General features: G+C 50.9%; 27 protein-coding genes and 1 tRNA gene. 11 read left to right on the top strand and 17 right to left on the bottom strand.

All coding sequences use genetic code 11. From position 1 onward, the window contains the following. Positions 1-212: 212 nt before the first annotated feature. From F7B33_RS10080 to F7B33_RS10065, 4 genes are all read right to left on the bottom strand, one after another. A tRNA-Met gene (locus F7B33_RS10080) sits at positions 213-320 on the bottom strand. 52 nt (positions 321-372) lie between these two features. Beyond that, on the bottom strand, positions 373-987 hold the full coding sequence (locus tag F7B33_RS10075) for a rhomboid family intramembrane serine protease (RefSeq protein WP_297074358.1): 615 nt from the start codon (positions 985-987) through the stop codon (positions 373-375). Then, positions 977-1744, bottom strand: coding sequence for a bifunctional fructose-bisphosphatase/inositol-phosphate phosphatase (locus tag F7B33_RS10070; protein ID WP_297074357.1), 768 nt, complete (start codon positions 1742-1744; stop codon positions 977-979). Before F7B33_RS10070 ends, F7B33_RS10075 begins: the two co-directional genes overlap by 11 nt. Positions 1745-1749: 5 nt before the next feature. Continuing rightward, complete coding sequence (locus F7B33_RS10065) at positions 1750-2556, bottom strand: DUF63 family protein (RefSeq protein ID WP_297074355.1); 807 nt, start codon at positions 2554-2556, stop codon at positions 1750-1752. Positions 2557-2629: 73 nt separating this feature from the next. On the opposite strand from F7B33_RS10065, the gene F7B33_RS10060 reads away from it, so the two are divergent. After that, positions 2630-3682 carry an NAD(P)-dependent glycerol-1-phosphate dehydrogenase gene (locus F7B33_RS10060; RefSeq protein WP_297062535.1) on the top strand — a complete coding sequence of 351 codons (1053 nt, stop codon included), beginning with the start codon at positions 2630-2632 and terminating at the stop codon, positions 3680-3682. A 34-nt stretch (positions 3683-3716) separates the two neighbouring features. Beyond that, positions 3717-4151, top strand: a complete 435-nt coding sequence (locus tag F7B33_RS10055) for a UPF0179 family protein (RefSeq protein ID WP_297062536.1) — start codon at positions 3717-3719, stop codon at positions 4149-4151. Here F7B33_RS10055 and F7B33_RS10050 read toward each other — a convergent pair. From F7B33_RS10050 to F7B33_RS10040, 3 genes are read right to left on the bottom strand one after another with little or no spacing between them, the layout of a single operon-like run. Further along, on the bottom strand, positions 4148-5137 hold the full coding sequence (locus F7B33_RS10050) for a biotin-dependent carboxyltransferase family protein (RefSeq protein WP_297074354.1): 990 nt from the start codon (positions 5135-5137) through the stop codon (positions 4148-4150). The two genes, F7B33_RS10055 and F7B33_RS10050, sit on opposite strands and share 4 nt — an antisense overlap. Further along, positions 5130-5816, bottom strand: a complete 687-nt coding sequence (gene pxpB / locus F7B33_RS10045) for a 5-oxoprolinase subunit PxpB (RefSeq protein ID WP_297074352.1) — start codon at positions 5814-5816, stop codon at positions 5130-5132. Before pxpB ends, F7B33_RS10050 begins: the two co-directional genes overlap by 8 nt. A 4-nt stretch (positions 5817-5820) precedes the next feature. Continuing rightward, on the bottom strand, positions 5821-6588 hold the full coding sequence (locus F7B33_RS10040; RefSeq protein WP_297074380.1) for a 5-oxoprolinase subunit PxpA: 768 nt from the start codon (positions 6586-6588) through the stop codon (positions 5821-5823). 340 nt (positions 6589-6928) lie between these two features. Between F7B33_RS10040 and F7B33_RS10035 the strand changes: the two genes are divergently transcribed. Further along, a complete protein-coding gene (locus F7B33_RS10035; protein WP_297065877.1) occupies positions 6929-8440 on the top strand; it encodes a sodium/proline symporter in 1512 nt (503 codons plus the stop codon). Here the strand turns inward: F7B33_RS10035 and F7B33_RS10030 are convergent. After that, positions 8432-8878, bottom strand: a complete 447-nt coding sequence (locus F7B33_RS10030) for a hypothetical protein (protein WP_297065874.1) — start codon at positions 8876-8878, stop codon at positions 8432-8434. The genes F7B33_RS10035 and F7B33_RS10030 overlap by 9 nt on opposite strands. Before the next feature lie 46 nt (positions 8879-8924). Here F7B33_RS10030 and F7B33_RS10025 point away from each other — a divergent pair, with 46 nt between their 5' ends. Next, a complete protein-coding gene (locus F7B33_RS10025; protein WP_297074351.1) occupies positions 8925-9407 on the top strand; it encodes a type II toxin-antitoxin system VapC family toxin in 483 nt (160 codons plus the stop codon). Here the strand turns inward: F7B33_RS10025 and F7B33_RS10020 are convergent. Continuing rightward, entirely contained in the window at positions 9392-9925 is a 534-nt protein-coding gene (locus F7B33_RS10020) for an adenylate kinase family protein (protein WP_297074349.1), read from the bottom strand. The two genes, F7B33_RS10025 and F7B33_RS10020, sit on opposite strands and share 16 nt — an antisense overlap. A 57-nt stretch (positions 9926-9982) precedes the next feature. Here F7B33_RS10020 and F7B33_RS10015 point away from each other — a divergent pair, with 57 nt between their 5' ends. Then, complete coding sequence (locus tag F7B33_RS10015) at positions 9983-11062, top strand: DUF512 domain-containing protein (RefSeq protein WP_297074348.1); 1080 nt, start codon at positions 9983-9985, stop codon at positions 11060-11062. Here F7B33_RS10015 and F7B33_RS10010 read toward each other — a convergent pair. The 5 genes from F7B33_RS10010 to F7B33_RS09990 all read right to left on the bottom strand — a co-directional run bounded on the left by F7B33_RS10010 (position 11059) and on the right by F7B33_RS09990 (position 14115). Continuing rightward, on the bottom strand, positions 11059-12036 hold the full coding sequence (locus tag F7B33_RS10010) for an N-acetylmuramoyl-L-alanine amidase (protein WP_297065866.1): 978 nt from the start codon (positions 12034-12036) through the stop codon (positions 11059-11061). The two genes, F7B33_RS10015 and F7B33_RS10010, sit on opposite strands and share 4 nt — an antisense overlap. 221 nt (positions 12037-12257) lie before the next feature. Next, a complete protein-coding gene (locus tag F7B33_RS10005; protein WP_297074378.1) occupies positions 12258-12656 on the bottom strand; it encodes a hypothetical protein in 399 nt (132 codons plus the stop codon). A gap of 27 nt (positions 12657-12683) precedes the next feature. Beyond that, positions 12684-13001 (bottom strand): hypothetical protein, encoded by a 318-nt coding sequence (locus F7B33_RS10000; RefSeq protein ID WP_297074347.1) that lies wholly within the window; start codon positions 12999-13001, stop codon positions 12684-12686. Further along, positions 12998-13840 (bottom strand): DNA-3-methyladenine glycosylase, encoded by an 843-nt coding sequence (locus F7B33_RS09995; protein ID WP_297074346.1) that lies wholly within the window; start codon positions 13838-13840, stop codon positions 12998-13000. The genes F7B33_RS10000 and F7B33_RS09995 overlap by 4 nt, the downstream gene beginning before the upstream one ends. Next, positions 13801-14115, bottom strand: a complete 315-nt coding sequence (locus F7B33_RS09990; RefSeq protein WP_297074344.1) for a hypothetical protein — start codon at positions 14113-14115, stop codon at positions 13801-13803. The genes F7B33_RS09995 and F7B33_RS09990 overlap by 40 nt, the downstream gene beginning before the upstream one ends. 90 nt (positions 14116-14205) lie before the next feature. On the opposite strand from F7B33_RS09990, the gene F7B33_RS09985 reads away from it, so the two are divergent. The 6 genes from F7B33_RS09985 (at position 14206) to F7B33_RS09960 (ending at position 19481) form a co-directional block, all read left to right on the top strand. After that, entirely contained in the window at positions 14206-15549 is a 1344-nt protein-coding gene (locus F7B33_RS09985; protein WP_297065858.1) for a nodulation protein NfeD, read from the top strand. Beyond that, positions 15549-16358, top strand: a complete 810-nt coding sequence (locus F7B33_RS09980; protein WP_297065855.1) for a slipin family protein — start codon at positions 15549-15551, stop codon at positions 16356-16358. Before F7B33_RS09985 ends, F7B33_RS09980 begins: the two co-directional genes overlap by 1 nt. A gap of 134 nt (positions 16359-16492) precedes the next feature. Beyond that, positions 16493-17272 (top strand): cell division ATPase MinD, encoded by a 780-nt coding sequence (minD, locus tag F7B33_RS09975; RefSeq protein WP_297074343.1) that lies wholly within the window; start codon positions 16493-16495, stop codon positions 17270-17272. Continuing rightward, positions 17272-17520, top strand: coding sequence for a hypothetical protein (locus F7B33_RS09970; protein ID WP_297065850.1), 249 nt, complete (start codon positions 17272-17274; stop codon positions 17518-17520). Before minD ends, F7B33_RS09970 begins: the two co-directional genes overlap by 1 nt. Positions 17521-17608: 88 nt before the next feature. After that, positions 17609-17857 (top strand): hypothetical protein, encoded by a 249-nt coding sequence (locus F7B33_RS09965; RefSeq protein ID WP_297065847.1) that lies wholly within the window; start codon positions 17609-17611, stop codon positions 17855-17857. 112 nt (positions 17858-17969) lie between these two features. After that, positions 17970-19481, top strand: coding sequence for an AMP phosphorylase (locus F7B33_RS09960; protein ID WP_297065844.1), 1512 nt, complete (start codon positions 17970-17972; stop codon positions 19479-19481). Positions 19482-19486: 5 nt separating this feature from the next. Here the strand turns inward: F7B33_RS09960 and F7B33_RS09955 are convergent, their stop codons facing one another. The 3 genes from F7B33_RS09955 to F7B33_RS09945 all read right to left on the bottom strand — a co-directional run. Then, the gene (locus tag F7B33_RS09955; RefSeq protein ID WP_297065086.1) at positions 19487-20008 is read right to left on the bottom strand and encodes a hypothetical protein; all 522 of its coding nucleotides are present in this window, start codon (positions 20006-20008) and stop codon (positions 19487-19489) included. Positions 20009-20048: 40 nt separating this feature from the next. Next, positions 20049-20516: a cyclic pyranopterin monophosphate synthase MoaC gene (gene moaC, locus F7B33_RS09950; protein WP_297065088.1), complete on the bottom strand. Its 468-nt coding sequence runs from the start codon at positions 20514-20516 to the stop codon at positions 20049-20051. Positions 20517-20548: 32 nt separating this feature from the next. Next, a partial coding sequence (locus F7B33_RS09945; RefSeq protein ID WP_297074342.1) for an intein-containing RctB family protein occupies positions 20549-22573 on the bottom strand: 2025 nt, incomplete at its 5' end.

The raw sequence follows: 22573 nt of genomic DNA, 5'->3' as shown, positions 1-22573 counted from the left end.
TTTGCAATGGAGAACATTTGAGAAGAATCCTCCTGAAGGGTTTGCCTCTCGTTGACACCCTTCGGGCGTCTATTTTAAAGCCAAACCAACAAAATAATGCAATCCCATAAGTTCCCAACACCCAAACACATTAAAAAGAGACCACTCAAGAAAATTGCATTCCAAGAAGGAGCTATAAACTTTGACGAAACTTTGAGTTTGCAAAGGTTCGATGGTGCCGGGGCGGGGCTTTGAACCCCGGACCTCTCGGTTTCTCAGGCTCCCCCGAAGGGGAGTGGCCCTATGAGCCGAGCGCTCTGACCAGGCTAAGCTACCCCGGCACTGCCCGAGCGCTCGGGTTATACCTTTCGGTCGGCGTTTTTAAATCTTTCGCTAGTAGTAGTCGTAGGCGTATGCCCACGTCAGCTTTCTCCGTATAACCTTTCCATAATAGTAGCCTATGAGCATCCCCATAATTAAGCCCCCGAGGTGGGCGTAGGCGTTCACTCCTGGCAGGAAGCTGTTGATGAGGAACAGCACGAAGGCGTTTATAATGGCCATCTGCATGTTTCCCCCGACTACGCCGGTTATCGTTATCAGTGCCCCCGCTATTCCAAAGAGAGCCCCGCTCGCCCCGGCGCTGACAACGTTTGGAGGTAGGAGGAACAGGGTGAGCAGGTTTCCAGCAAGCCCTGAGATTAGGTAAACCATTGCAACCCTACTCGACCCGATGATTCTCTCCAGCTGGCTCCCCATGATGAGGAGGAAGTACATGTTAAATCCGATGTGGATTATGTTGACGTGAACGAACATTGCCGTGAAGGGTTGCCACCACGCGTGTAAATACAGGACGGCATAGTTCCACTGGCCGAGAACGCCGAGAACGTTGTCACTAATCCAGAATGGGTTTCTACTGAGTACTGCTTCCACAATGTAAACCGCGACGTTTATGAGGAAGAGCGTGAAGGTTGCCCTCCCATACCTGTGGAAGTACCGTTCAAGACTCATTTTCCAGCTCCTCCAAGATTAGCTTGAGAATTCTCTCGTTAGCCACTGCTATTACGTTCGTGTTCACCTCGGCCTTAAGCTCAAACTCCAGAGGTTTTCCCCTTTCGTCGGTGACAATTCCCCCCGCTTCTCTAACGAGCATAACTCCCGCGGCTATGTCCGTTGGCCGGACGTAGTTCCTAATGTCAAAGACGCCGTCGAGCGAGCCTTTGGCAGTATAGGCCATCTCAACCGCTATCGCTCCCAGAACGCGAATCCTTTTGACCTTCCTCACGAGCCCTAGGCATCTCCCCCGGGTGTAAAAGCTTATCGCTTCCTTTCCCGGTTCCGGGTTGCTGACGTGAATATGTCTTCCGTTGAGATAGGCCCCCTCACCGGGTATTGCCTCGTAGAAGGCCTTCGGAAAGAACTCGTAGATTGCCCCGTAAACGGGTTTCTTCCCTTTGAAGACCGCGAAGCTGAACGCAAATATAGGTATCCCCACTGAGAAGTTGTACGAACCGTCGAGCGGGTCAACGACGACGGTGTAGTCGCTCCCGTGGTCTATCTCCCCCACCTCTTCGCTGACTATGTTGACACCAAGGGGCTTGAGGTGCCTCAGGATTAGGTCCTCGGCAATCTTGTCCACGTATTTGGTGACGTCGCCGCTGACGTTTGTTCCAACGTTCTCACCAGCCTTTTTAGTCCCAAATAGGGGCATTATGGTTTTTTCCAAATCCTTCGCCATGTTAAGCGCTATCTCGTTCCAGGCGTACATCTAAATCACCTCAGGAGGGCTATAAGCAGGTTTCTCGTTCCGGGGCCGAAGCCGAGGATAAAAATTGTAAGCTTGACAAAATTTATCAGCTCGGGGTCCTCCTCGGTCATCAGCCTGTCCAGAATGTAAACGACAAGGGTTATTATAACTAGCTTTTCAAGGTACATAACCGCGGGGGTTCCAAAGATATTCATCAAGGTTCTCGCGAGGACGTGCTGCTCCCAGAAGCCGAAGAACTGGATTCCAACGAAGGTCGTCGTTGCGTCGTAGAAGTGAGTATAAAAGAGGATTTTGTTGTTTCTGACAAGTTCAAACTTCTTCGAAAGAGCCCATATAAACGACTCAGCGAGGATAAGGCTTGGTATGAAGTACTTGAAGTAGTCCCATCTAACCGAGAGCTTATCCCAGTTGATGACCATTATGAAGAGCAGACCGGCAACCAGAATCCAGCCAAAGTCACGGTAAATGGAGTAGAGTCTCTCATCGTTGCAGTGTCTCCACACAGTGAAGAGCGATGCTATTGCAAAGCCCGCTATCACAAAGTATCCACCTGGGCTGACGGTTAGATACGTCCGCGGAAGGAGGCCTATATCAGTTATGCTCCTCATAAGCGGGCCTAGGAGAATGTATGGCATTAGGGCTATGAAAAAGCGTTCGTCAATCTTTATCCCCATTCTCTTGAGCATCTTATAGAGAAGCAGAACCGCGACCCCAAGAATCAGGGCGTAAACTAGCGTGTTCACAATGTTGTAGCCCTGGTTGTATTTTATTGGCTCGACGAAATAGCGGTAAAAAAACTCGTAAAACCCCATTCGACCACCATAGAGAGTCCTTCCGATAGTCTTAAAGCTTTTCCTTCTGAGAGATTAGGGGACGGTGAAGGGCATGAAGGGAGTTCACCTTATGCAACTTCCCAGAGAGGTGCTCCTTGGCGAGAACCTGAAGGGAGAAGTTATTAACGTTGCGAGACGACTTGGTCTCGGTGAGAGAGTTATAGTACTCTACGGGCCAAGGACAAAGAAGATAGCCGGTAAAGACGTTGAGAAGAGCCTCAAATCCGAATACGACGTTGTTCCTCTAACAGTTAAGAAAGGTGCCACAATGGGGGAAGTCGAGAGGACGGTTGGACTGATAAGGGACGAAAGCGCTGACTGGGTAATAGCCGTTGGCGGGGGAAGTATAATAGATGTGGCCAAGCTTGCCTCCTTCAAGACGGGTGTTCCCTTCATCAGCTTCCCGACTACGGCATCTCACGATGGCATAGCCAGCGCCAACGCCTCGATAAGGGATTTGGGCTCCAAAACCTCGGTAAAGGCCGTTCCTCCTGTTGCGGTCATAGCCGACGTTGAGGTTATCAAAACGGCACCGTACCGCTACCTCGCGGCCGGTGTCGGCGATACGATAAGCAACCTTACAGCCGTTAAGGACTGGCAGCTGGCCCACAGGATAAAGGGCGAATACTACAGTGAATACGCGGCCTCGCTCAGTCTTATGAGTGCCAAGATGGTCATAAGGAACGCCGACATAATACGCCTCGGCAATGAGGAGAGTGTAAGAAAGGTCATAAAGGCCCTAATCTCCACGGGCGTTGCCATGAGCATAGCGGGCTCTTCAAGACCTGCAAGTGGTGCCGAGCACCTCTTCAGCCACGCACTGGACATGCTGGCTGAGAAACCGGCGTTGCACGGGGAGCAGGTGGGGGTCGGGACAATAATAATGGCCTACCTTCACGGCCTGAAATGGGAACGTGTTAGGGAAACCTTAAAGAGGGTTGGCGCCCCAACAACAGCGTATGAACTTGGAATCGAACCCGAGCTCATAATCGAGGCCCTTACGATTGCCCACACTATAAGGCCCGAGCGATACACAATCCTCGGGAAGGACGGTTTAACGAGGGAAGCGGCCGAGAAAGCCGCTAAAATCACTGGAGTTATCTGATTATCGCCCCTTACAACTTCAGGAGGTGTTTGAAATGGCCATAATCACGTTAGTTGGTGAAAAGTTAGCCAAACCGGGAGTTGAGTTCATATTCTACGGTCCGGCCGAGCCGTGCAAGACCTGTAAACTTGCAGGGGTGTGCGTTGGGAACCTCGAACCTGGAAGGAGGTACAAGATTCTCAGGGTTAGGAGCATGCCCTCACACTCCTGCCCCCTCCATGAGGGGAAAGTCCGCGTTGTTGAAGTCGTTGAACCGAGCATTGAGGTGGCAATAGAGCCGAGGTTGGCCATAGTCGGCTCGATAATTCAGCTCAAGTTCGAGGAGTGCAGTGACCCCAAGAAGAGGGAAGTCTTCAAACCGGAGGGGCTCTTCGAGGGCGACCACGTGAAGATAATCGAGGTAACCGGAGAAATAGAGTGCGATGGAAAGACGTACAAAATAGTCAAGGTAATGCGCAAGAAGGACTAACCTGCAAAGACTGTCCTTTCTTCTTTTCCAGTTTTTATCCGATACGCTCTCATCTTCCCCTCCAGAAAGAGCTTTATCGCCCTTAGAGTCCGCTCTTTTCTCAGGAATTCCTCCCTTGCAGTCCTGACGTCAACTTTCCTAAAGCGAACACTGAAGCCGGGCCTTAGCTGGGCAAACCTCGACAGGTGGGCACTGATAACGACCCCTATTCTGGAGTAACCACCCGTTGTCTGGGCATCCTTCATCATCACTATTGGCTTTCCGTTCGCTGGAACCTGAACCGTTCCGGGAACTAATGGGCCGGTAACTATCCCGGCCCCCTTTTCGGAGTGCTCTATTGGTTTTCCGTCGAGCCGGTAGCCCATTCTGTCGGATTCGGGCGTTACCGTGTAAGTCTCGCTCAGAAAGGTCTCAACTCCCCTCTCAGTAAAGTGTTCCAAATCCGGGCCGAGGATAACGCCAACGGTTATTTCTTTTCCCGAATAATCCGGTCTGAGCTCCTCGGGGAGGTATTTTCCCTCCTTTCCAGTCAGTATTGCGTATCTAAGGGTGAGCTCATCTCCTTCCTTTAGTGGCATTCCAAGCCCTGCCCTTGGGTAGGAGGAGCAACTTCCGAGTAATTTTCCACACTTTATTCCACCTGCGAAGGCTATGTATCCGTAGAGACCCGTTTTCAATACACCAACCTCAAGGACGTCGCCCCTCTTGGCCCAGTGACTCGTCCACGGCTCAATGGAGACGCCGTTGAGCCTCAAATCAACATCGCCGGCAACGGCAAAAACAGCAGAGGACTTGAAGCGAAGAGCCGGCCCCCTAATGAGGAACTCCAACAGGGGAGCGTTCCCGGGGTTTCCGACGAGATAGTTGGCAATCCTCGCGGAATAGTCGTCCATAAAGCCGGAAACCGGGACGCCAAGCTTTCTGTAGCTGGGCCTTCCAGCGTCTTGAATCGTCAGCAACGAGGGAACGCGGAGGAGCTCAATCAACGCCTTCACCCCACTCCTCCTCGTACAACTCTATAAACTCGCTTTCATCTATTGGCACGAACTTCACCCTATCACCGGGTTGGAAAAGGGTCGGAGGATCTTTTGCCGGGTTGAAGAGCCTGAGTGGAGTTCTTCCGATGAGACGCCAGCCGCCGGGGCTTTCGAGCGGGTAAATCCCGGTCTGCTTTCCCGCTATTCCCACGGAGCCGGCGGGTACTTTCAAGCGGGGTTTTTCGAGTCTCGGAGTCGCTATTCTCTCGTCCATTCCGCCGAGGTAAGCAAACCCGGGGAGAAATCCGAGGAAGTAGACGCGGTAAACCGGTCTTGAATGTATTTCAACGACCTCGTCAACGCTCAAACCGTTGTATTCTGCAACGAACTCCAAATCCGGGCCATATTCGCCACCGTAAACAACGGGAACCTCCACAAGTTTTCCCTCAAAGCGCTCTGAAGTAATCTCTATTCCCTCAATGGTTCTCTTAACGCTCTCGAAGTCCACCAAAGCCGGGTCATAGATTACCGCGAGGGAAGAATATGCAGGAACAACCTCGACGAGCCACTCAAAGTTAGCCTGCTCTATGGCCCTTGTGAGAGCGTGAACCTTTTCGTTTATTTCCTCGTCAATCCTCTCGCCGAAGGAAACGAGCAGGGCAGAATCACCGAGGGGTTTGATTTTCATGGTCTCACCGAACGATTTCTCTCATCGGAACTATTTTGACGCCTTCTCTTTCGAGGACTTCTCTAACGTGCTTAGCTATCTCCACAGCTTGTGGATTGTCGCCGTGGACGCAGATTGTATCTACCCTCAGCTCGACCCACTCGCCGTTTATCGCTCTAACCCCGCCATCCTTGACCATCGAAACAACGCGCTCCGCTATCTCCTCCTTATCGTGTATTACCGCACCAGGTTTGGAGCGTGGAACGAGCGTTCCGTCCGGGTTGTAAGCTCTATCAGCAAAAACCTCGTGAGCAACCTTAACGCCAATCTCTTCCGCTATCTGAGCGGGCCTTGAACCAGAGAGCGTTACGAATATCAGGTTCTTATCAAAGTCAGCTATCCCCTCTATCACCGCTCTGGCCAGCTCCTCTTCCTTCACAAGGGCGTTGTAGAGTGCACCGTGGGGCTTGACATGCTGTAGCTCAACCCCCTCTGCCCTGACAAAAGCGTAAAGCGCCCCAACCTGGTAGAGAATGTAGTTTCTTGCCTCCTCCGGTGAAAGTTTCATGTACCTTCTCCCGAAGCCGAGCAAATCTGGATAGCCGGGGTGTGCACCAACGGCAACGCCGTTCTCCTTTGCGAGCCTCACGGTTCTCCTCATAACCAGTGGGTCTCCGGCATGCCAGCCGGTTGCGACGTTCGCCGAGCTTATGAACTTCATTACCTCCTCATCGAGGCCAAGTTTATACCTCCCAAAGCTCTCCCCCAAATCGGAGTTGAGGTCGACTTTCATTGTCATCACCAAATTCACCAAATAAAGGTTTGTGAATTTACATTTTTAAAATTTCCTTTATATTGATAAATTCGCAATTAAAATCAGATTTTTGATTAGAACTAATAGCAAAATTCAATTTTAAATTTAGTTTTTGTGAATTTTTCTTTGGTGTATTGATAATAGAGTACTAAAACCAAAAACTATTTATTATTTGAAATCAACGTTTACAAATGAAAAAACTCTCGGAGGCATGACAATGCCTGCGTCGATAATCTTTTTGTGGTTTGGAGTGCCTATTATATACGTCCTTCTGGCACTAGCGTACTTCTATCTCAGCAAAGATGAGGAGGGAGTTTGAATGGATATAGTGGTGGTTTCTTTTGTATTGTATCTTGTTGCAATGATTGCAGTGGGTATACTAACGTACAGAATAGGCAGTGAATCTATTGAGGGATATTTCCTTGGAAAGAGGCGTTTCGGCCCGTTTACAATAGCCCTAACTCATCAGGCAACTGCCATGAGTGGATACATGTTCCAAGGAATGCCTGGGAAAGGATATAGCCTTGGTTTTGGAAGCGTTTGGGTCCCAATGACAAGTGCGGGGGGGCCGTTGATAAACTTCACGGTTCTAGGGAAAAGACTAAGGCGTTTCACGGAAAAAGTTGGTGCAATAACGATTCCGGACTTTCTTGAAGCCAGATACTACGACAAGAGTCACGTCGTCAGGATAATTGCGGTTGTTATAATATTCATATTCCTGACTGCATATACAGCAGCTCAGACAGTTGCCATGGGAAGGACACTTCAGTTCCTTACGGGAATAGACTACAAGTGGGGTGCAATAATAGGTGCTTTAACCGTTCTGATATACGTCCTCCTCGGTGGTTTTGCAGCCGCGGTTTATACTGATGTTATACAGGCAATACTGATGTTTATAGGTGCAGTCGTAGTCCCCGCCCTTGCAATAACCAAAATAGGTGGACTCTCCACTATGTATGACAAGCTGTACACCATAGATCCCAAACTAACTAGCGTATGGGTAGCCCCAATAACCTTACTGGGCTTTCTTTCAATTGGGTATCTTGGTTATCTTGGACAACCCCAACTCCATGTACGGTTTATGGCAATTAAGGATTCGAAGATGCTGAAGTATTCTTTGGTTGCAGCGGTTGTATGGGCCGTTATAGCCCTCTATGGCGTAACACTTGGCGGTGTTGCTGCGCGAGTTCTTCTTCCTGGGATAAAGCCCGAACTATCCCTCATGGCGCTCACCAAAGAAATGCTGCCCCCAGTTTTTGCAGGAATACTTATAGCCGCCATGGCAGCTGCTATAATGTCCAGTGCAAACTCCTATCTCCTCGTCGTTGCATCGGCTTTGGCGAGGGATATATACAATAAGCTCATAAATCCGGATGCAGACCAAAATAAGCTTGTGTGGATAAGTAGGATTTCCGTTCTTGTTGTCAGCTTACTCTCAATATACCTTGCCCTCGGTGCAACGGAGACTGTTTTCAAGCTTGTCCTTTACGCATGGGCTGGGCTTGCATGTTCCTTTGGGCCGGTTGTCATTTTCGGCCTCTACTGGAAAAGAACCACTAAGGAAGGGGCTATTGCTGGAATGATAGTAGGTGCTGTGACTGTTATACTATGGAAACAGCTCGGACTTAGCTGGCATCCTTGGTATGAAATGATACCTGGCTTTGTCTTTGCAAGTATTGCAATAGTTGTTATCAGCCTACTCACTAAGGCTCCTCCACAAGAAATTCAGGAGATAGTTGACTACGCAGCAGGTAAGAAGATAATCGTTAGAGGAGGCTCTGCAACTCCTGAACTAAAGATGCTGGCTGGTATTGTTGATGAGTTATTCTGACCTTTCAATTTTCTGAACTTCTATTTCATCTCCTGTTATACTGTCCATGAGGTAGTAACTTTTACCCTTCTTCTTTGCCCAAAACAGCTTGTACGCAAGGTGTTTTCTTGAGAGGCTGTATGAAAACTTCAAATATGCGAATTTTCTGAAAAGAAACGTCTCAACTTTGTCCCGGGCTATTTCAAGAGCCTTCTCTTCACTTATGGAAGGATCGAGCACTTTTTCCTCTGTTTTTATTTCCTCAAGCTCAGGGAAGGAATCTGCAAGGTATGAACGTCCGCTTATGCCATCAACGACTATTGTAATTTTCCCAATGATATCTCCAAAGATTCTTCGCTCGACAACGTAATCAAAAAGATAAAGCCAAGTAGGATAGTATATCTCTTTAACCTCCTCCTTGTTTTCTGGGATGTATAATGGTTTAATTCTTGTAACCAAAGTATCACCCCAAGGTTTTTGAATGAATGTCCTAAAATAACTTATCATGTTTGTAATAGACACAGCTATATTCATACAGGGTGTAGATGTTGAAGGCGTAACCACGCCAAAGGTCGTTGAGGAGGTAAAGGACCCCGAATCAAAGCTTTTCCTGGAAGGATTAATCAGCGCGGGCAAGGTTAGGGTTTTAGCCCCGTCGCGAAAGGGTATCGAGGCCGTTAAAGACGCCGCGAGGAAAACGGGCGAGCTAAACGAACTGAGCGAGGCCGATGTTGAGGTTCTCGCGCTGGCCTACGAGCTCAAAGGAATACTCCTCACCGACGACTACAACCTCCAGAATATAGCAAAAACACTTGGAATAGAGTTCAGAACACTAAAGCGGGGCATAAAAAGGGTAATCCGGTGGAGCTACGTCTGCATAGGATGTGGGAAGCGCTTTAAAGAGATGCCTCCAGAAGGAATCTGTCCCGACTGCGGAAGCCAAGTAAGGCTTATACCCAAAAGAAGGAGACGTCAAAGGCGCAAGTAGGGAATCACCTCGTCGTAAACCTCGCTCCAGTCAACAACGCCTACCCTCCTCTTAACACCCTTCTGAATCAGCTCGATGATTTCATCAACGACTTCCTCGGGAGTTTTTCCCGTCGTGTTGACCTCAATAACGTTCCCGTTCTCCTCGAGGGCCTCAACAAGGATTACATCAACGAGCTCGGCCTCAACGTTCTCCCCAATTTTCTCCTTTGAATAACCTCTAGCCTTCAACCTCTCGCCTACAAGCTTTGGATGGGCGCGCAGAACCACCACAAGGTCGGCTTTAAGGAAGTGGCTCAAGTGACCGTCAACGACAACGTTTTTTCCTGCAAAATCCCTCTCGAAGTTATAGACCAGCTCATCAACCTCAACCTCCAGCTCATCACCCTTCATCTCACCAATGCCCTTCTCCATAGCGTAGTCCCTGAGATTTACGTATTCATAGCCGAGCCTTTGAGCCAAGAGCTTCGAGACCGTAGTCTTCCCGACTCCAGGGGTTCCGGTTACCGCTATTATCATGCCAATCCCCGGAACTCTTACGCTAATCTTTTAAAAAGCCTGCTCCAACATCGGGGCATGTATGAGTTTACCGAGGACTTCAAGCTGAGGAAGATAACGAAGTATGAGCTCGATGGCGTTGATGAGAGGGAAGATTTGGTCGTTATTCCACCCTCAAGTAAAGCCGGCCCCTGCGGGAGCTTCTGCCTCTTCTGCTACCTCCGCCAGAACCCGCCGGAGATGATTTATAGGGTTTCCTTTCACGATACCCTCAACGACCCAGAACTTGAGAACAGAATCGCCTACGTGAGCAAACACTACCCAGAGCTCTGGGTTCGGGTTACAGACACGGCCGGAAACGTCGGGCTCGATGAGAGGAGGATTGAGAACCTCCAAAAAGCGGGTCTCGACGAGATACAGATTTCAGTTCACACGACGAAGAAGGAAAAGCGGATTGCTCTCATGAGGAGCCCCCTCGCCGGTAAGCTTATAGACATTCTCCCCCTCGTCGCCAAGACCTTCCGAGTCATAGCGGACATAATCCTCACACCGGGCTACAACGTGGACGACATCGGGGAAATAATAGAGGATTTAGCCTCGATGAAGGTTGCTGAAGTAAGGCTCTTCCCAGTCGGCGTAACGAGGTACAACAGAGACGTCAGGCCATTAACAAGGGAAGAACTCGTTTTCGTCAAGGAGACTGCACTCGAAGCTGGGAAGGAAACGGGAATAAAGGTCGTGATTCCGCCGATTTTCAAGGCCCTCCTTGGCGAGCTGAGACTCGAAGTTGGGCCCTTTGAGATAGAGCCGGCCATAAAAACTTACATCCTCACTGGCGAACTGGCCTACCCCGAGCTGAGGAGGATATTTCCAAAGATTCCTGTCATCGCTGTTAAAAACGAGTTCTTCGGTGGGAACATCGGAACCGCCGGACTGCTTACGGGTAGAGACGTGTTGAGAGCAGTTAGGAAACTTCCGGAAGTTGAACTCGGTCTTATTCTCCTTCCAGAGCTGATGTTCTACGGCGACAGAACGCTCGACGGCTACACTAGAGAAGAGCTAATTTCGAGAATCCTCGTGGAGAAGGGCTACATAGTCGAGAGCGCCCTTGAGCCCGATGAGATACCAAAAATATTGGAAAACGTAGGGGCAGTTTAGCTGTAGACGTCAACGACTATCCTGTAGGGGTTCTCAAGCGTGAAGTCTTTGTAGCCCTGATATGGATGACCAAGTGCCAGAACAACGTAGACAGTTCCCTCATACTCCGTTGCGTAAATGTAGGGCACACTTGAGGAGCCCGTTTCGGTATACTGCCACGTTCCATCGGAATTCCAGCCCAGGTCAGCGAGCGTTGCGTTTAGAACCTCAATGACGATGTAATAGCCGTAGTAGTAATAGAACGTCTCATACCCTGTACTCTGGCTTACGTCAAGCACAACTCTGAAGTAGTCTCCGTGGTCGGCGAACCTTATACCCGTCACGGTCGGCAACGGGTCGTGGACTGGAACGCCAAAGTACCTTTGGACTCCATGGAGAATCGCGTAGGCATAGCGCCACTGATAGTTTTCGTCGGTTATTACCCCAACGTCATAGGTGTTTGTCACAAAACCTGTCTCGATGAGGATTGCCGGCATTGAGGTATATTTGAGAACGTAAAAGCCAGCTTCTTTAACGCCCCTGTTCTTAAGGGGTATATCCTTGGCGATTTCTTCATCAACGTAGGTTGCCAGCTCGTTCCCCTTTGTTGAACCGTAGTAGTGATACACCTCAAACCCACTTGCAGAGGAGTCACTGGCCGCGTTGGCGTGTATGCTGATAAATATGTCGCAGTTGTTTGAGTTAGCTATTTTGACTCTATCCGATAGTGAAACGTAGTAATCGCCGTCCCTTGTTAGGACGACCTTTGCTCCGTCCTCTTCAAAGAGCTTTGCAACCTTGAGGGCTATTGCAAGGTTAATGTTCTTCTCCTCAACGCCATTGGCCACTGCTCCCGGGTCACTGCCCCCATGTCCTGCGTCGACACAAATAGTATACCCACTCAGGTCCGTCTGGACTGCACCAACATAACTTGCACTGAAAATCGGCACAGCGGAGAGCAGGAGGAATATTAGCAGGAGACTAGACCTCCTCATAAGGGGCACCTCCGTTGGTTAATGCCAAGAGAAGGGCATTCTTGTTTATAAGTTTTTTCAAAAGTTGTTGATTGTCCAACGCCCCGGACGGGCTCGGCGCTCATAGGGTATATCATCGCCTTCGCTCATCCCGTCTTGGATTCCTCACGGCCCGTCCGGGACGGCGTCAGGGCCAGTCCTCGTCATCAACATCAGTGCAATTCGCTGTCATCATCCGCGTTTTAGCCTTGGAGGTAGTAGGATATAAGCTTTCTCAGTTCAGGATTCCTGTTCGGGGAGAGCCTAAGGAAGCGCCTCAGCTGGTTGTTTTCGGCTATTAAACCCGAGAGTTCAATTGCTAAGATTTTGTTGTCCTCGCTAACTCCATAGGCCTTGTATCTAAGCGGGGCGTACTCCATTTCAAGTTTCCAGACTTTTCTTTCGAGCTCCTCTACTTTTTCCTCAAGTTTTTCGAGGTCTCCCCTGGGTTTTTTGAACTCCCCATTCAGCGCAATCTCAACGACTCTCTCTGGGGAAACTCCGTAACGCCTGGCAAGTTCTTCAATCCTTTTCCACAGACTCTCATCCAGCTCAACCTCGATTTTTCCAAAGCCCCTATCGGGTTTGATAAGGAGCTTCATTTCGTCCACGCTCCATGAACGGCTCGTTCACGATTTATGAACTCCTTTTTCCTTTAGCTTTGCCCTGAGCTTCTCGTTTTCCTTTCTCAGCTTCTCCTTTTCAGCCATCATCAACTCCCCGTCCCTTAGAGCCTTTTCATAGAACTCCCTGAGCTCTTCAATCTCGGAACTCATCTTTTCCAGCTTCCCCTCAAGTTTTGCAATTTTTTCGCGGAGAAACTCCTCCCTCTCGGCCTCCAGAGTTTCCTCGGCCTTTGGAAGGTTTTCTTCGATAAGCGAAACTATATTCTTGTTTTTAATATTCTTGAATTTTTCCCTGTCAATCATTATGATAACACTACTCATCTTTTTCTCCGCTCCATCTCGGTCTTTCGGTCATAGCAGAGGATGTAAAAGGCCAAAAGTCCCTTCCACTCCCCGTAGGGTCCTATAATCTCCCGAACGTCCTTCTCTTTGACTTCCTTTAGGCGCTTTCCGAAAATCTTTGCTATCCCTCTCCTGAGACCAAGGTCTCCAGCTGGATAAACGTTTTTTCTCAATCCATAAGCCAGAAACAGCTCCGCGGTCCACTTTCCTACCCCTCTGAATCTGGTAAGGTATCTGATTGCCCTATCTATTCCCCAGTCCCAGAGTTCGAGGTTCAGCTTTCCCTCAAGGTAAAGTTCCGTGAGGGACTTTATGTAGCCAGCGCGGTAACCGAGTCTTGCCTCCCTAAGCTTCTCCTCACCTAACTCATTAATTTTCTCCGCGGTGGGAAAGAGGTAAAGCTCCCTAACCGGTTCTCCTGCCAGCTTGACGAGGTTTCCAATCGTCCTCTGGGCGAAATCGAAGTTAACCTGCTGTTGGGCTATGACCTCGACGAGGGCCTGGTAGGGACTTGGGGAGGCAGGAGCACTCAGTCCATAAAATTCATCAACGAGAAACTCAAAGGGCGAATCGCTTATCTGGGCATAAAAGGAGTCCAAATCCATGTTCAGACCTAAGACGAAGCTTATTTTTTCTCTAGCCTCTTTTCTCTCAGCCCTGCTCCAGTCCTCGGGGAAATGAAAGTCCCCATCATAGGCGACTATCCCAGCTTTTCCGCTTTCCAGCCTGAGAGCCTGATAGAACGTCCCGTCCTTAAAGGTCCACGTGCCGTTTCGTATCATTTCCCGGCTCGTCTTTCCGAGGTCAATCCCAGCCATCGGTCCAGCCTCACGGGATTCCTCTTTATATCCCTTAGGGTCAGAACCCACAGCCTCCTTCCATCCGAGGCCCGTTTTATTTCAATCTCCCCCATCTCTTCGAGATAGAGCATTGCCTCTTTTACTGCCTCAGGTTTTAGGCCGAGCTTTTTGACTGTCTCCCAGAAGGGCTCTTTGTAGGAGAGCTTTGCAACTTCCCTTATGAGGTGGTTTGCAAGTTTATCCTTCTCACCATTTTTTTCAATGCGAAAGCGCTTGTAGGTTTTGACGAGCATGGTCGTGTTTAGTGGCTCCATGTATAAATTGCTTTCCTAACTCACGTTGGGGACAAAAGGCTTTTAACGTTTAAGTGGTATCTAGGATTGATGAGACTTATGAGGCGCGCCCTGCTGATAGTTCTGATTGCCCTGTTGCTTCTTCCCCCGGTATCTGCCCAGCGGGAGGCTCAGAAAGTTGTCTACGTTGGCAAGATAGACGGGACGATTACCCAGTACACCGCGGACCAGTTCGCGAGTTACATAAAGACCGCCGAGGAACACAACGCCGAGGCGCTCATAATAGAGTTAAACACCCCAGGTGGCCAGGGAGATGCCATGATGAGAATAGTCTCGCTAATCCAGAACTCAACCGTTCCGGTTATAATCTACGTTTATCCCAGGGGGGCCATAGCCGCTTCTGCCGGCACCTACATAGCGATGGCTTCTCATCTGATAGCGATGGCCCCCGGGACGAGCATAGGGGCCTGTGAGCCGATACTCGGCTACGCCGCCAACGGCAGTATAATACGCGCTCCCGCGAAAATCAGAAACTTTTACACCGCCTACATGCGTTCTCTGGCCGAGGAAAGCGGAAGGAACGTTACAGCCGCTGAGAAGTTCGTCATGGAGGACTTGAGCCTAACCCCTGAGGAGGCCTTAAAAGCCCATGTTATAGAGGTTATCGCGGACAGCGTTCCTGACCTTCTCAGGAAGGCTAACGGCATGAGGACGAAGGTTCCCGTTGCAGGAAAAGGTTACATCACCTTCAATTTCACCAACGTTAAGGTCGAGGAACTGAGCCCCTCTCTTAGCTACAGGATAGTCACGTTCCTCGCGAATCCAGCTGTTTCGTACCTCCTCTTCGTCGTCGGAATGCTCGGACTCGTCTTCGGATTCCTGACACCTGGATGGCACGTCCCTGAAACCCTAGGGGCGATACTCCTCGTTCTGGGTGTAATAGGCATGGGTTACTTCGGCTACAACGATGCCGGCCTTGTCCTCGTAATCCTCGGAATGATTTTCTTCATAGCGGAGGCACTAACTCCGACCTTCGGTCTTTTCACAATCGCCGGACTGGTCAGCTTTGTTTTGGGAGGGCTACTGCTCTTTGGCAAAGGAGGGGGTGTTTACCTCGTGAACTCATCAACCTTCGAAACCCTCAGGATTGCCATAATAGTCACGGGTATTCTACTGGCGCTGTTCTTCCTCTTCGGAATGGCGGCAGTAGTTAGAGCCCACCGCAGAAAGCCTGAAACGGGAAAGGAAGAACTCATCGGAGAGATTGGAAAGGTCGTTGAAGACCTAACTCCAGAAGGGGTCATAAAGGTTCGCGGGGAACTCTGGAAGGCCATCTCGAAGGATGGCTCGACAATCAAAGCCGGGGAGCGCGTTCGCGTTGTTGAGATGAGGGGATTGACGCTCGTCGTTGAAAAGGTTAGGGGTGGTAATTGATGGCGGTTGGGACGATAGTTTTGGGAATCGTCTTGCTTTTTGTTTTGATTATACTGGCCAGTGCCATAAAGATAGTCAAGGAATATGAGAGAGCCGTTATCTTCCGTCTCGGTAGGGTCGTTGGAGCAAGGGGCCCGGGTCTGTTCTTCATAATCCCGATTTTTGAAAAGGCCGTTATAGTTGACCTCCGTACTAGAGTCCTCGATGTCCCGGTTCAGGAGACCATAACCAAGGACAACGTTCCAGTCCGAGTCAATGCCGTTGTTTACTTCCGCGTTGTTGACCCAGTTAAGGCCGTAACTCAGGTCAGCAACTACATAATGGCCACCAGCCAGATAGCTCAGACAACATTGAGGAGTGTCATAGGTCAGGCTCACCTTGACGAGCTCCTGAGTGAGAGGGAGAAGCTCAACCTCCAGCTCCAGAAAATTATTGACGAGGCAACTGACCCGTGGGGAATAAAGGTCACAACCGTGGAGATAAAAGACGTCGAGTTGCCGGCGGGAATGCAGAGGGCCATGGCAAAGCAGGCCGAGGCCGAGAGGGAGAGGCGCGCTAGGATTCTCCTTGCTGAAGCGGAGAGGCAGGCCGCCGAGAAGCTCCGTGAGGCCGCTGAAATAATCAGCGAGCACCCGATGGCACTCCAGTTGAGAACGCTCCAGACCATCAGCGACGTCGCCAGCGACAAGAGCAACGTCATCGTTCTACCACTCCCAATGGAGATGCTGAAACTCTTCCAGGCCGTGGGGGACGCCGCGAGAACCTACACGACTACTAAGAAGATAGAAGAGAAGGAGAAAACCGAATGAACACTTCTGGCGATTACTTTCTTTTTATTTCTACCGCAAAAGCTAAAAGCATTTGTTTCTTAAGCGATAATCGCAATATACAGTAGGCCTTAAATTAGTGCATACCTATCATGATTTTACCGGAGGTGTCGGCTTTGGAAGGGCGTTCCATAGTTTTTGCATCTGGAAAGGGTGGAACGGGTAAAACCACAACCGTTGCAAACCTCGGTGTTGCATTAGCCCAGTTCGGCAAGGAAGTGATTCTCCTCGATGCTGATTTGACGATGGCCAACCTCAGCCTCGTCCTCGGAATGGAAGACATACCCATTACGCTTCACGACGTCCTCGCAAGGGAGGCCGACCTCAAGGACGCCATCTACGAGGGGCCGGCTGGAGTCAAAGTCATCCCGGGTGGACTTAGCCTTGAGAAGGTCAAGAAGGCCAAGCCCGAGAGGCTCAGGGAGCTCATGAGGGAGATAAGCCAGATGGCTGACTTCGTCCTCATAGATGCCCCCGCTGGACTTGAGATGACCTCAGTTACGGCCCTACTCATCGGTAAGGAGCTCATAATCGTTACCAACCCGGAGATTTCTGCTATCACGGACTCTCTCAAGACGAAGCTCATAGCAGAAAAGCTCGGAACCCTTCCTCTTGGAGCGGTCCTCAACAGGGTCACCAACGAGAAGACCGAGCTGACGAAGGAGGAAATCGAGGCCATCCTCGAGGTTCCTGTTCTGGCCATGATTCCGGAGGACCCCGAGGTAAAAAGAGCGAGTGCCTACGGTGTGCCACTCGTCATCAAGAACCCGACCAGCCCGGCCGCCATAGCAATCAAACAGCTCGCGGCCAAACTTGCGGGAATCAAGTGGAAGCCGCCCGAACCGGAGAGCCCGATTAAGAGGGTCTTCAAAGCCATATTTGGAGGGAAGAAGTGATGGCGGAGGTCATCCTATACGGGCTGGTTGTAATCCTCCTTGTTTTGGTCATCATACTGACAATCCTCTACGTTTCAGCGAAGAACAACCCCTACTACGTCGTTTACGACGAAGAGACGAAGACCGCTCTGAAGAGGCGTGTTATGAATCTCAAGGAGGAGCTGGAGGGCGAGCTGGAACAGTTCGATGTGGACGACTGGGAGAGGACCCTCGAGGAGTCAATAGACGAGGAAGTCAGAAACCTTTAAGCCTTCTTTTACCTTCTGTTACTAAACCTTTCCTGGCCGTTAAATTTTAAAACCTCCATAGTACTCCCTATTCTGGAGGTGGGGGGCGATGAGGGCCAAGTTAGGCTATATGGACAAACTCGTGGAAATAACCGAAAACGAGGTTCTGGTATTCGATGGGAGGCTCCACACCGCCCCCCTTGAGGAAGTTATAAGACACTATCTATCCGGCTCGGGTGTCCTTCCCCCGGCGATAAGGAGCGTCAGTAACGACGTTGTGAGACTCCTCCTAAGGACAGGTGAGCTCGAAACGATAATACAATCGAAGGTTCAGTACGGTGAGAGTCTCTCGGACTGATTCTACAAATCCCTGACGATTGTGGTTTTTTATACTTCTTTTTTAGTCCTCCCTTTCTCGAAAACATTTAAGTAAGTCTTCGGTGAAATACTAAATTCACGGAGGTGAAAAGATGAGGGCAAAGGTCAGGATTCTCGACTTCTACAGCGGTAGGTACTCGGTTCTCATAAACGAGGAAGATGCAAGAGAAGCGAAACTCCACCCCGACGACCTCGTGAAGCTCGAGGCAGGTAAGAAAACAGTTTATGGAAGCGTTGTGATAAGCAACTTAGTTGGTAAAGGTGAGGTTGGTGTTAGCAGGGACGTCCTTGAACTCCACAGCTTCTCCGAAGGGGAGACAGTTGCCGTTATCCCTGCCGGAACACCGGAGAGCGTCCGCTACATAAAGAAGAAGATGCACGGTGAAAAGCTGAGAAAGGTCGAGATTGAGGCGATAGTGAGGGACATCGTTGACAGGAAGCTCAGGGACATTGAGATTAGTGCTTTTGTGACATCCCTTGAGATAAACGGCCTCGACATGGACGAGATAGCGGCTTTAACAATAGCGATGGCAGAGACAGGTGACATGCTCGACATTGACAGGAAGCCCATAATGGACGTCCACAGCATTGGCGGTGTTCCTGGAAATAAGACCAACATCCTCGTCGTCCCGATAGTGGCCGCCGCTGGTCTTACAATACCGAAGACCAGTTCAAGGGCTATAACAAGCGCCGCCGGAACGGCCGACGTTGTTGAGGTCTTCGCCAACGTCAGCTTTACGCTCGACGAAATCAAGAGGATAGTGGAGAAGGTGGGGGCATGCCTCGTCTGGGGAGGTGCTTTGAACCTCGCTCCCGCTGACGACATCACCATCAAGGCGGAGCGCGCTTTAAGCGTTGACCCGACCGGTTTAATGCTCGCGAGCATAATGTCAAAGAAGTACGCCATGGGAAGCCAGTACGTGCTCATTGACATCCCAACGGGGAAGGGCGTAAAGGTTGAGACCGTTGACCAGGCGAGGGCTTTGGCAAGAGACTTCATAGAGCTCGGCAAGAGGCTCGGCCAGTACGTTGAGGTTGCCATAACCTATGGTGGCCAGCCGATAGGCCACACCGTTGGTCCCGCCCTCGAAGCTAGAGAAGCCCTTTCCGCCCTCATGACCGGCAAAGGCCCCGGAAGCCTCATAGAGAAGGCCACCGGCCTGGCTGGAATCCTCCTTGAGATGGGCGGCGTCGCTCCGGCGGGAATGGGTAAGAAGATGGCCAAGGAAATCCTTGAGAGCGGAAAGGCCTGGGAGAAGATGAAGGAAATCATCGAGGCCCAGGGCGGAGACCCGAACATCAAGCCCGAGGAGATACCGATTGGTGACAAGACCTACACCTTCACCGCCCCGACGAGCGGTTACGTGACGGCGATAGACAACAGGGCGATAACGGCGATAGCGAGGGCCGCAGGAGCGCCGGAAGACAAAGGTGCTGGGATAGAGCTCTATGTTAAGGTGGGCGAGAAGGTCAAGGAGGGCGACCCGCTCTTCACGATTCACGCGGAGCACGAGGCGAGGCTCGACCAGGCCATAGTCCTTGCGAGGAGAACGGAGCCAATAAGAATAGAGGGGATGGTCCTCCAGCGAATCGGGAACATCTGAGGTCTTTACCCTTTTAGTTTTTCCAGCTCCTTCAGGAACTCTTCCCTTGTCAGGCATTTTTCGTTCCTTTTGAGTTTCACCGCCGCAACCTTGTAGTTGCCCCTGCCAATGAACCTGCAGATTTTTTCAGGGTCATCAACGAGCCTCGCAACCGCATAGGTTATACCATCTCTCTCGATGTAGTCTATGACCGTGTCCCGGAAGCCCGTAAAGATAACGACGCACTTCCTGTTCGGGTTGAAGGGTTTTAAGTCCTCGTCAATCGGGGGAAGCCTCTTGACGATACATCCCTCGGGAAAGTCATGGGCCTTAACGCGCCTTACCAGTTCCGGCATCTCGCCGGTTTTCTCGAACCTCTCCAGTTCCTCTCTTGAGATTTCAACGGGTTTCGGGGAGTAGCAGAGGAACTCCTCGTCGTGGAACATTATGTAGGTCCCATCCTTGAGGAACATGAAGGCTATTCTCTCCCTTGGAAGGTCAAAGATATAACCGGATTTGCTCTTCTTTACTTCATACACGGCGCTCACCGATTGTCGCTTGAGGGGTGTCATTTATAACCATTACTGGTCATTCTTGTTTAATCTTTTCCACGACATGGATGTCCTCTATCCTCGTCACTGGATACTGGCCGTTTTCATCCTTCTCAACGGCTTTAACCATGTCCCATATCGTAAGGAGCGCTACGCTAACGCCCGTGAGGGCCTCCATCTCAACACCTGTCTTATAAACCGCGCGAACCTCGCAGGTGGCCTCTATGTAGTTTTCGCCGAACTCGAAGGTTATGTCCACACCGGTCAGAGGTATCGGGTGGCACAGGGGGATAAGCTCTGGTGTCTTCTTCACCGCCAGAATTCCCGCTATCTGTGCCGTCGCTATCACGTTGCCCTTCTTCGTTTTTCCGGCCTTTATGAGCTCGATAGTTTCCGGCCGGAGGTAGATTCGGCCCTTCGCTACGGCCTTCCTGAAAACCTCCCTCTTGTGTCCTACTTCAACCATTTTAACGCCTTTCTCGTCAACGTGGGTTAGCTCGCCCATTCAAAACCCTCCAGAATAAGAGAATGAAGAAATCATCCCTTCGCAACACCCATGGGCTTCATCCTAGCCACTAGCTTCGCTATCCCTGCTTGGTGGACGACGCTAACGACGTTGTCCACACTCTTATACGCTCCAGGAGCCTCTTCAGCCACTACCCTGAGCGACGCCGCGCGGACGTAGATACCCCTCTTCAACAGCTCGTTTCTAAGTTTGTCGCCACGGTATTGCCTCGTTGCGGCCTTCCTGCTCAGCAATCTACCGGCGCCGTGACAGCTTGAACCGAACGTTTCTCTCATAGACCCCTCGGCTCCCGCTAAGACATAGCTGGCTGTTCCCATCGAGCCCGGAATAAGGACAGGTTGGCCGACGTCGCGGTACGCTTTGGGCACGTCCGGGTGTCCTGCAGGGAATGCCCTTGTGGCCCCCTTCCTGTGGACGACGACAGTAACTTTCCTTCCATCGACCTCGTGCTCCTCGACCTTCGCTATGTTGTGTGCTACATCGTAGACGATGCCCATTTCCATGTCTTCGGCTTTTCTCTTGAAGACTTCCTCAAAGCTCTCCCTGACCCAGTGGGTTATCATCTGCCTGTTGGCCCAAGCGAAGTTTGCCGCGGCCTTCATAGCTGAGAAGTATCTCTGCCCCTCCTCGCTCTGGAAGGGAACGCTCACCAATTCCCTGTCGGGCCAGGGAATGCCGTACTTCCTGTTGGCCTTCTCCATTATCCTGAGGTAGTCGCTCGCAACCTGGTGGCCGAGACCCCTTGAACCTGTGTGAACCATCACAACGACCTGTCCCTCGAAGAGGCCGTAGGCCTTTGCTATCTCCTCGTCGAATATCTTGTCAACTACCTGAACCTCAAGGAAGTGGTTTCCCGAGCCGAGAGAACCAAGCTGTGGAGCGCCCCTTTGCTTCGCCTTCTGGCTGACCGCCTCAGGGTCTGCCCCTTCCATCCTGCCGCCTTCCTCGAGGTGCTCCAAATCCTCTTTCCAGCCGTAGCCGTTGTCAACGGCCCATTTGGCACCGTCAGCTAAGACATCATCCAACTGCGTCCAGTGGAGCCTTACTCTACCCTTGCTTCCCAGGCCAGAGGGCACGTTCTTGAAGAGCGTGTCGACGAGCTCCTTGATGCGGGGCCTTACCTCATTCTCGGTGAGGTTCGTTCTGATGAGGCGGACGCCGCAGTTGTGGACGACGACGCCGTTGGCTATGAAGTTGTGGGCCTCGTGGTAAACGCCGACGTCGTAGAATTTGGTGTAGCTTGGCCTGACCCTCTCGACTTTTACCACCCTCTCCGCGACGAAGCCGCCTTCATAACCTCTCTCCCTGGCGAACTCCTCAAAGGTCGGGAAGTCCTTCGGAACCCTCGTCTCTCTGTAGCCTTCGTAGATACTCCTCTCGACGAAGCGCCTGTTTACAACGTCTTTAACGGCCTCATGGGCCTCCTTTACACTCCCCGTCCTCTCATAGACTTCCCTCGCCTTTTCGACGGCCCACCTGCGCTCCTCCCTAACGCGCTCCTTGAGCTTGATGTAGGCAGCCGCGATGAGGCCTTTGGCCTTCTTTTCGAGGTCGTACTCGTAGTTTATCCTCTCGACGAAGGTTCTGATGCTGTCCTCTCCTACTATCGAGAGCCTGTAGGTTACGCCTTTCTTCGACTTGACCTTGTAGAGGGTCGTCTTTATGTCGAACTCCGCGAGGAGCTTTGCAACGTCGTCTAAAAACTCGGCAAGGTTTTCAGCAAGTTCCTCGCTCTTCGACTGGGTAAGGTTTATCGGGAGCGGCGTGTTGCCCTTGAACTCGACTATGCTTCCGTCTGCCGCGAAGAGTCCAGCTAAGAAGTTTCTCTTGACCCAAAGCGGAGCCTCCATTATCCACTCTGGAACGCGGTAGGCTTTCTCCGTTTTCTTGCCCCTTGGCATGCCGAGTTTCTCAAGTAGGAGAGCGAAGCTCCTTGAGGCAACCCTCAGCTCCGCAGAGACGCTCTTTCCTTCGTAGTAGCCGCTGGTTGTTTCGATGCTGTAGTCCCTCTCGCGGACGTAGAGGTTGGCACTTAT

Source organism: Thermococcus sp. (genome assembly GCF_015523185.1).
Taxonomy (GTDB): domain Archaea; phylum Methanobacteriota_B; class Thermococci; order Thermococcales; family Thermococcaceae; genus Thermococcus.
This window is presented reverse-complemented; position numbering and strand designations above follow the sequence as displayed.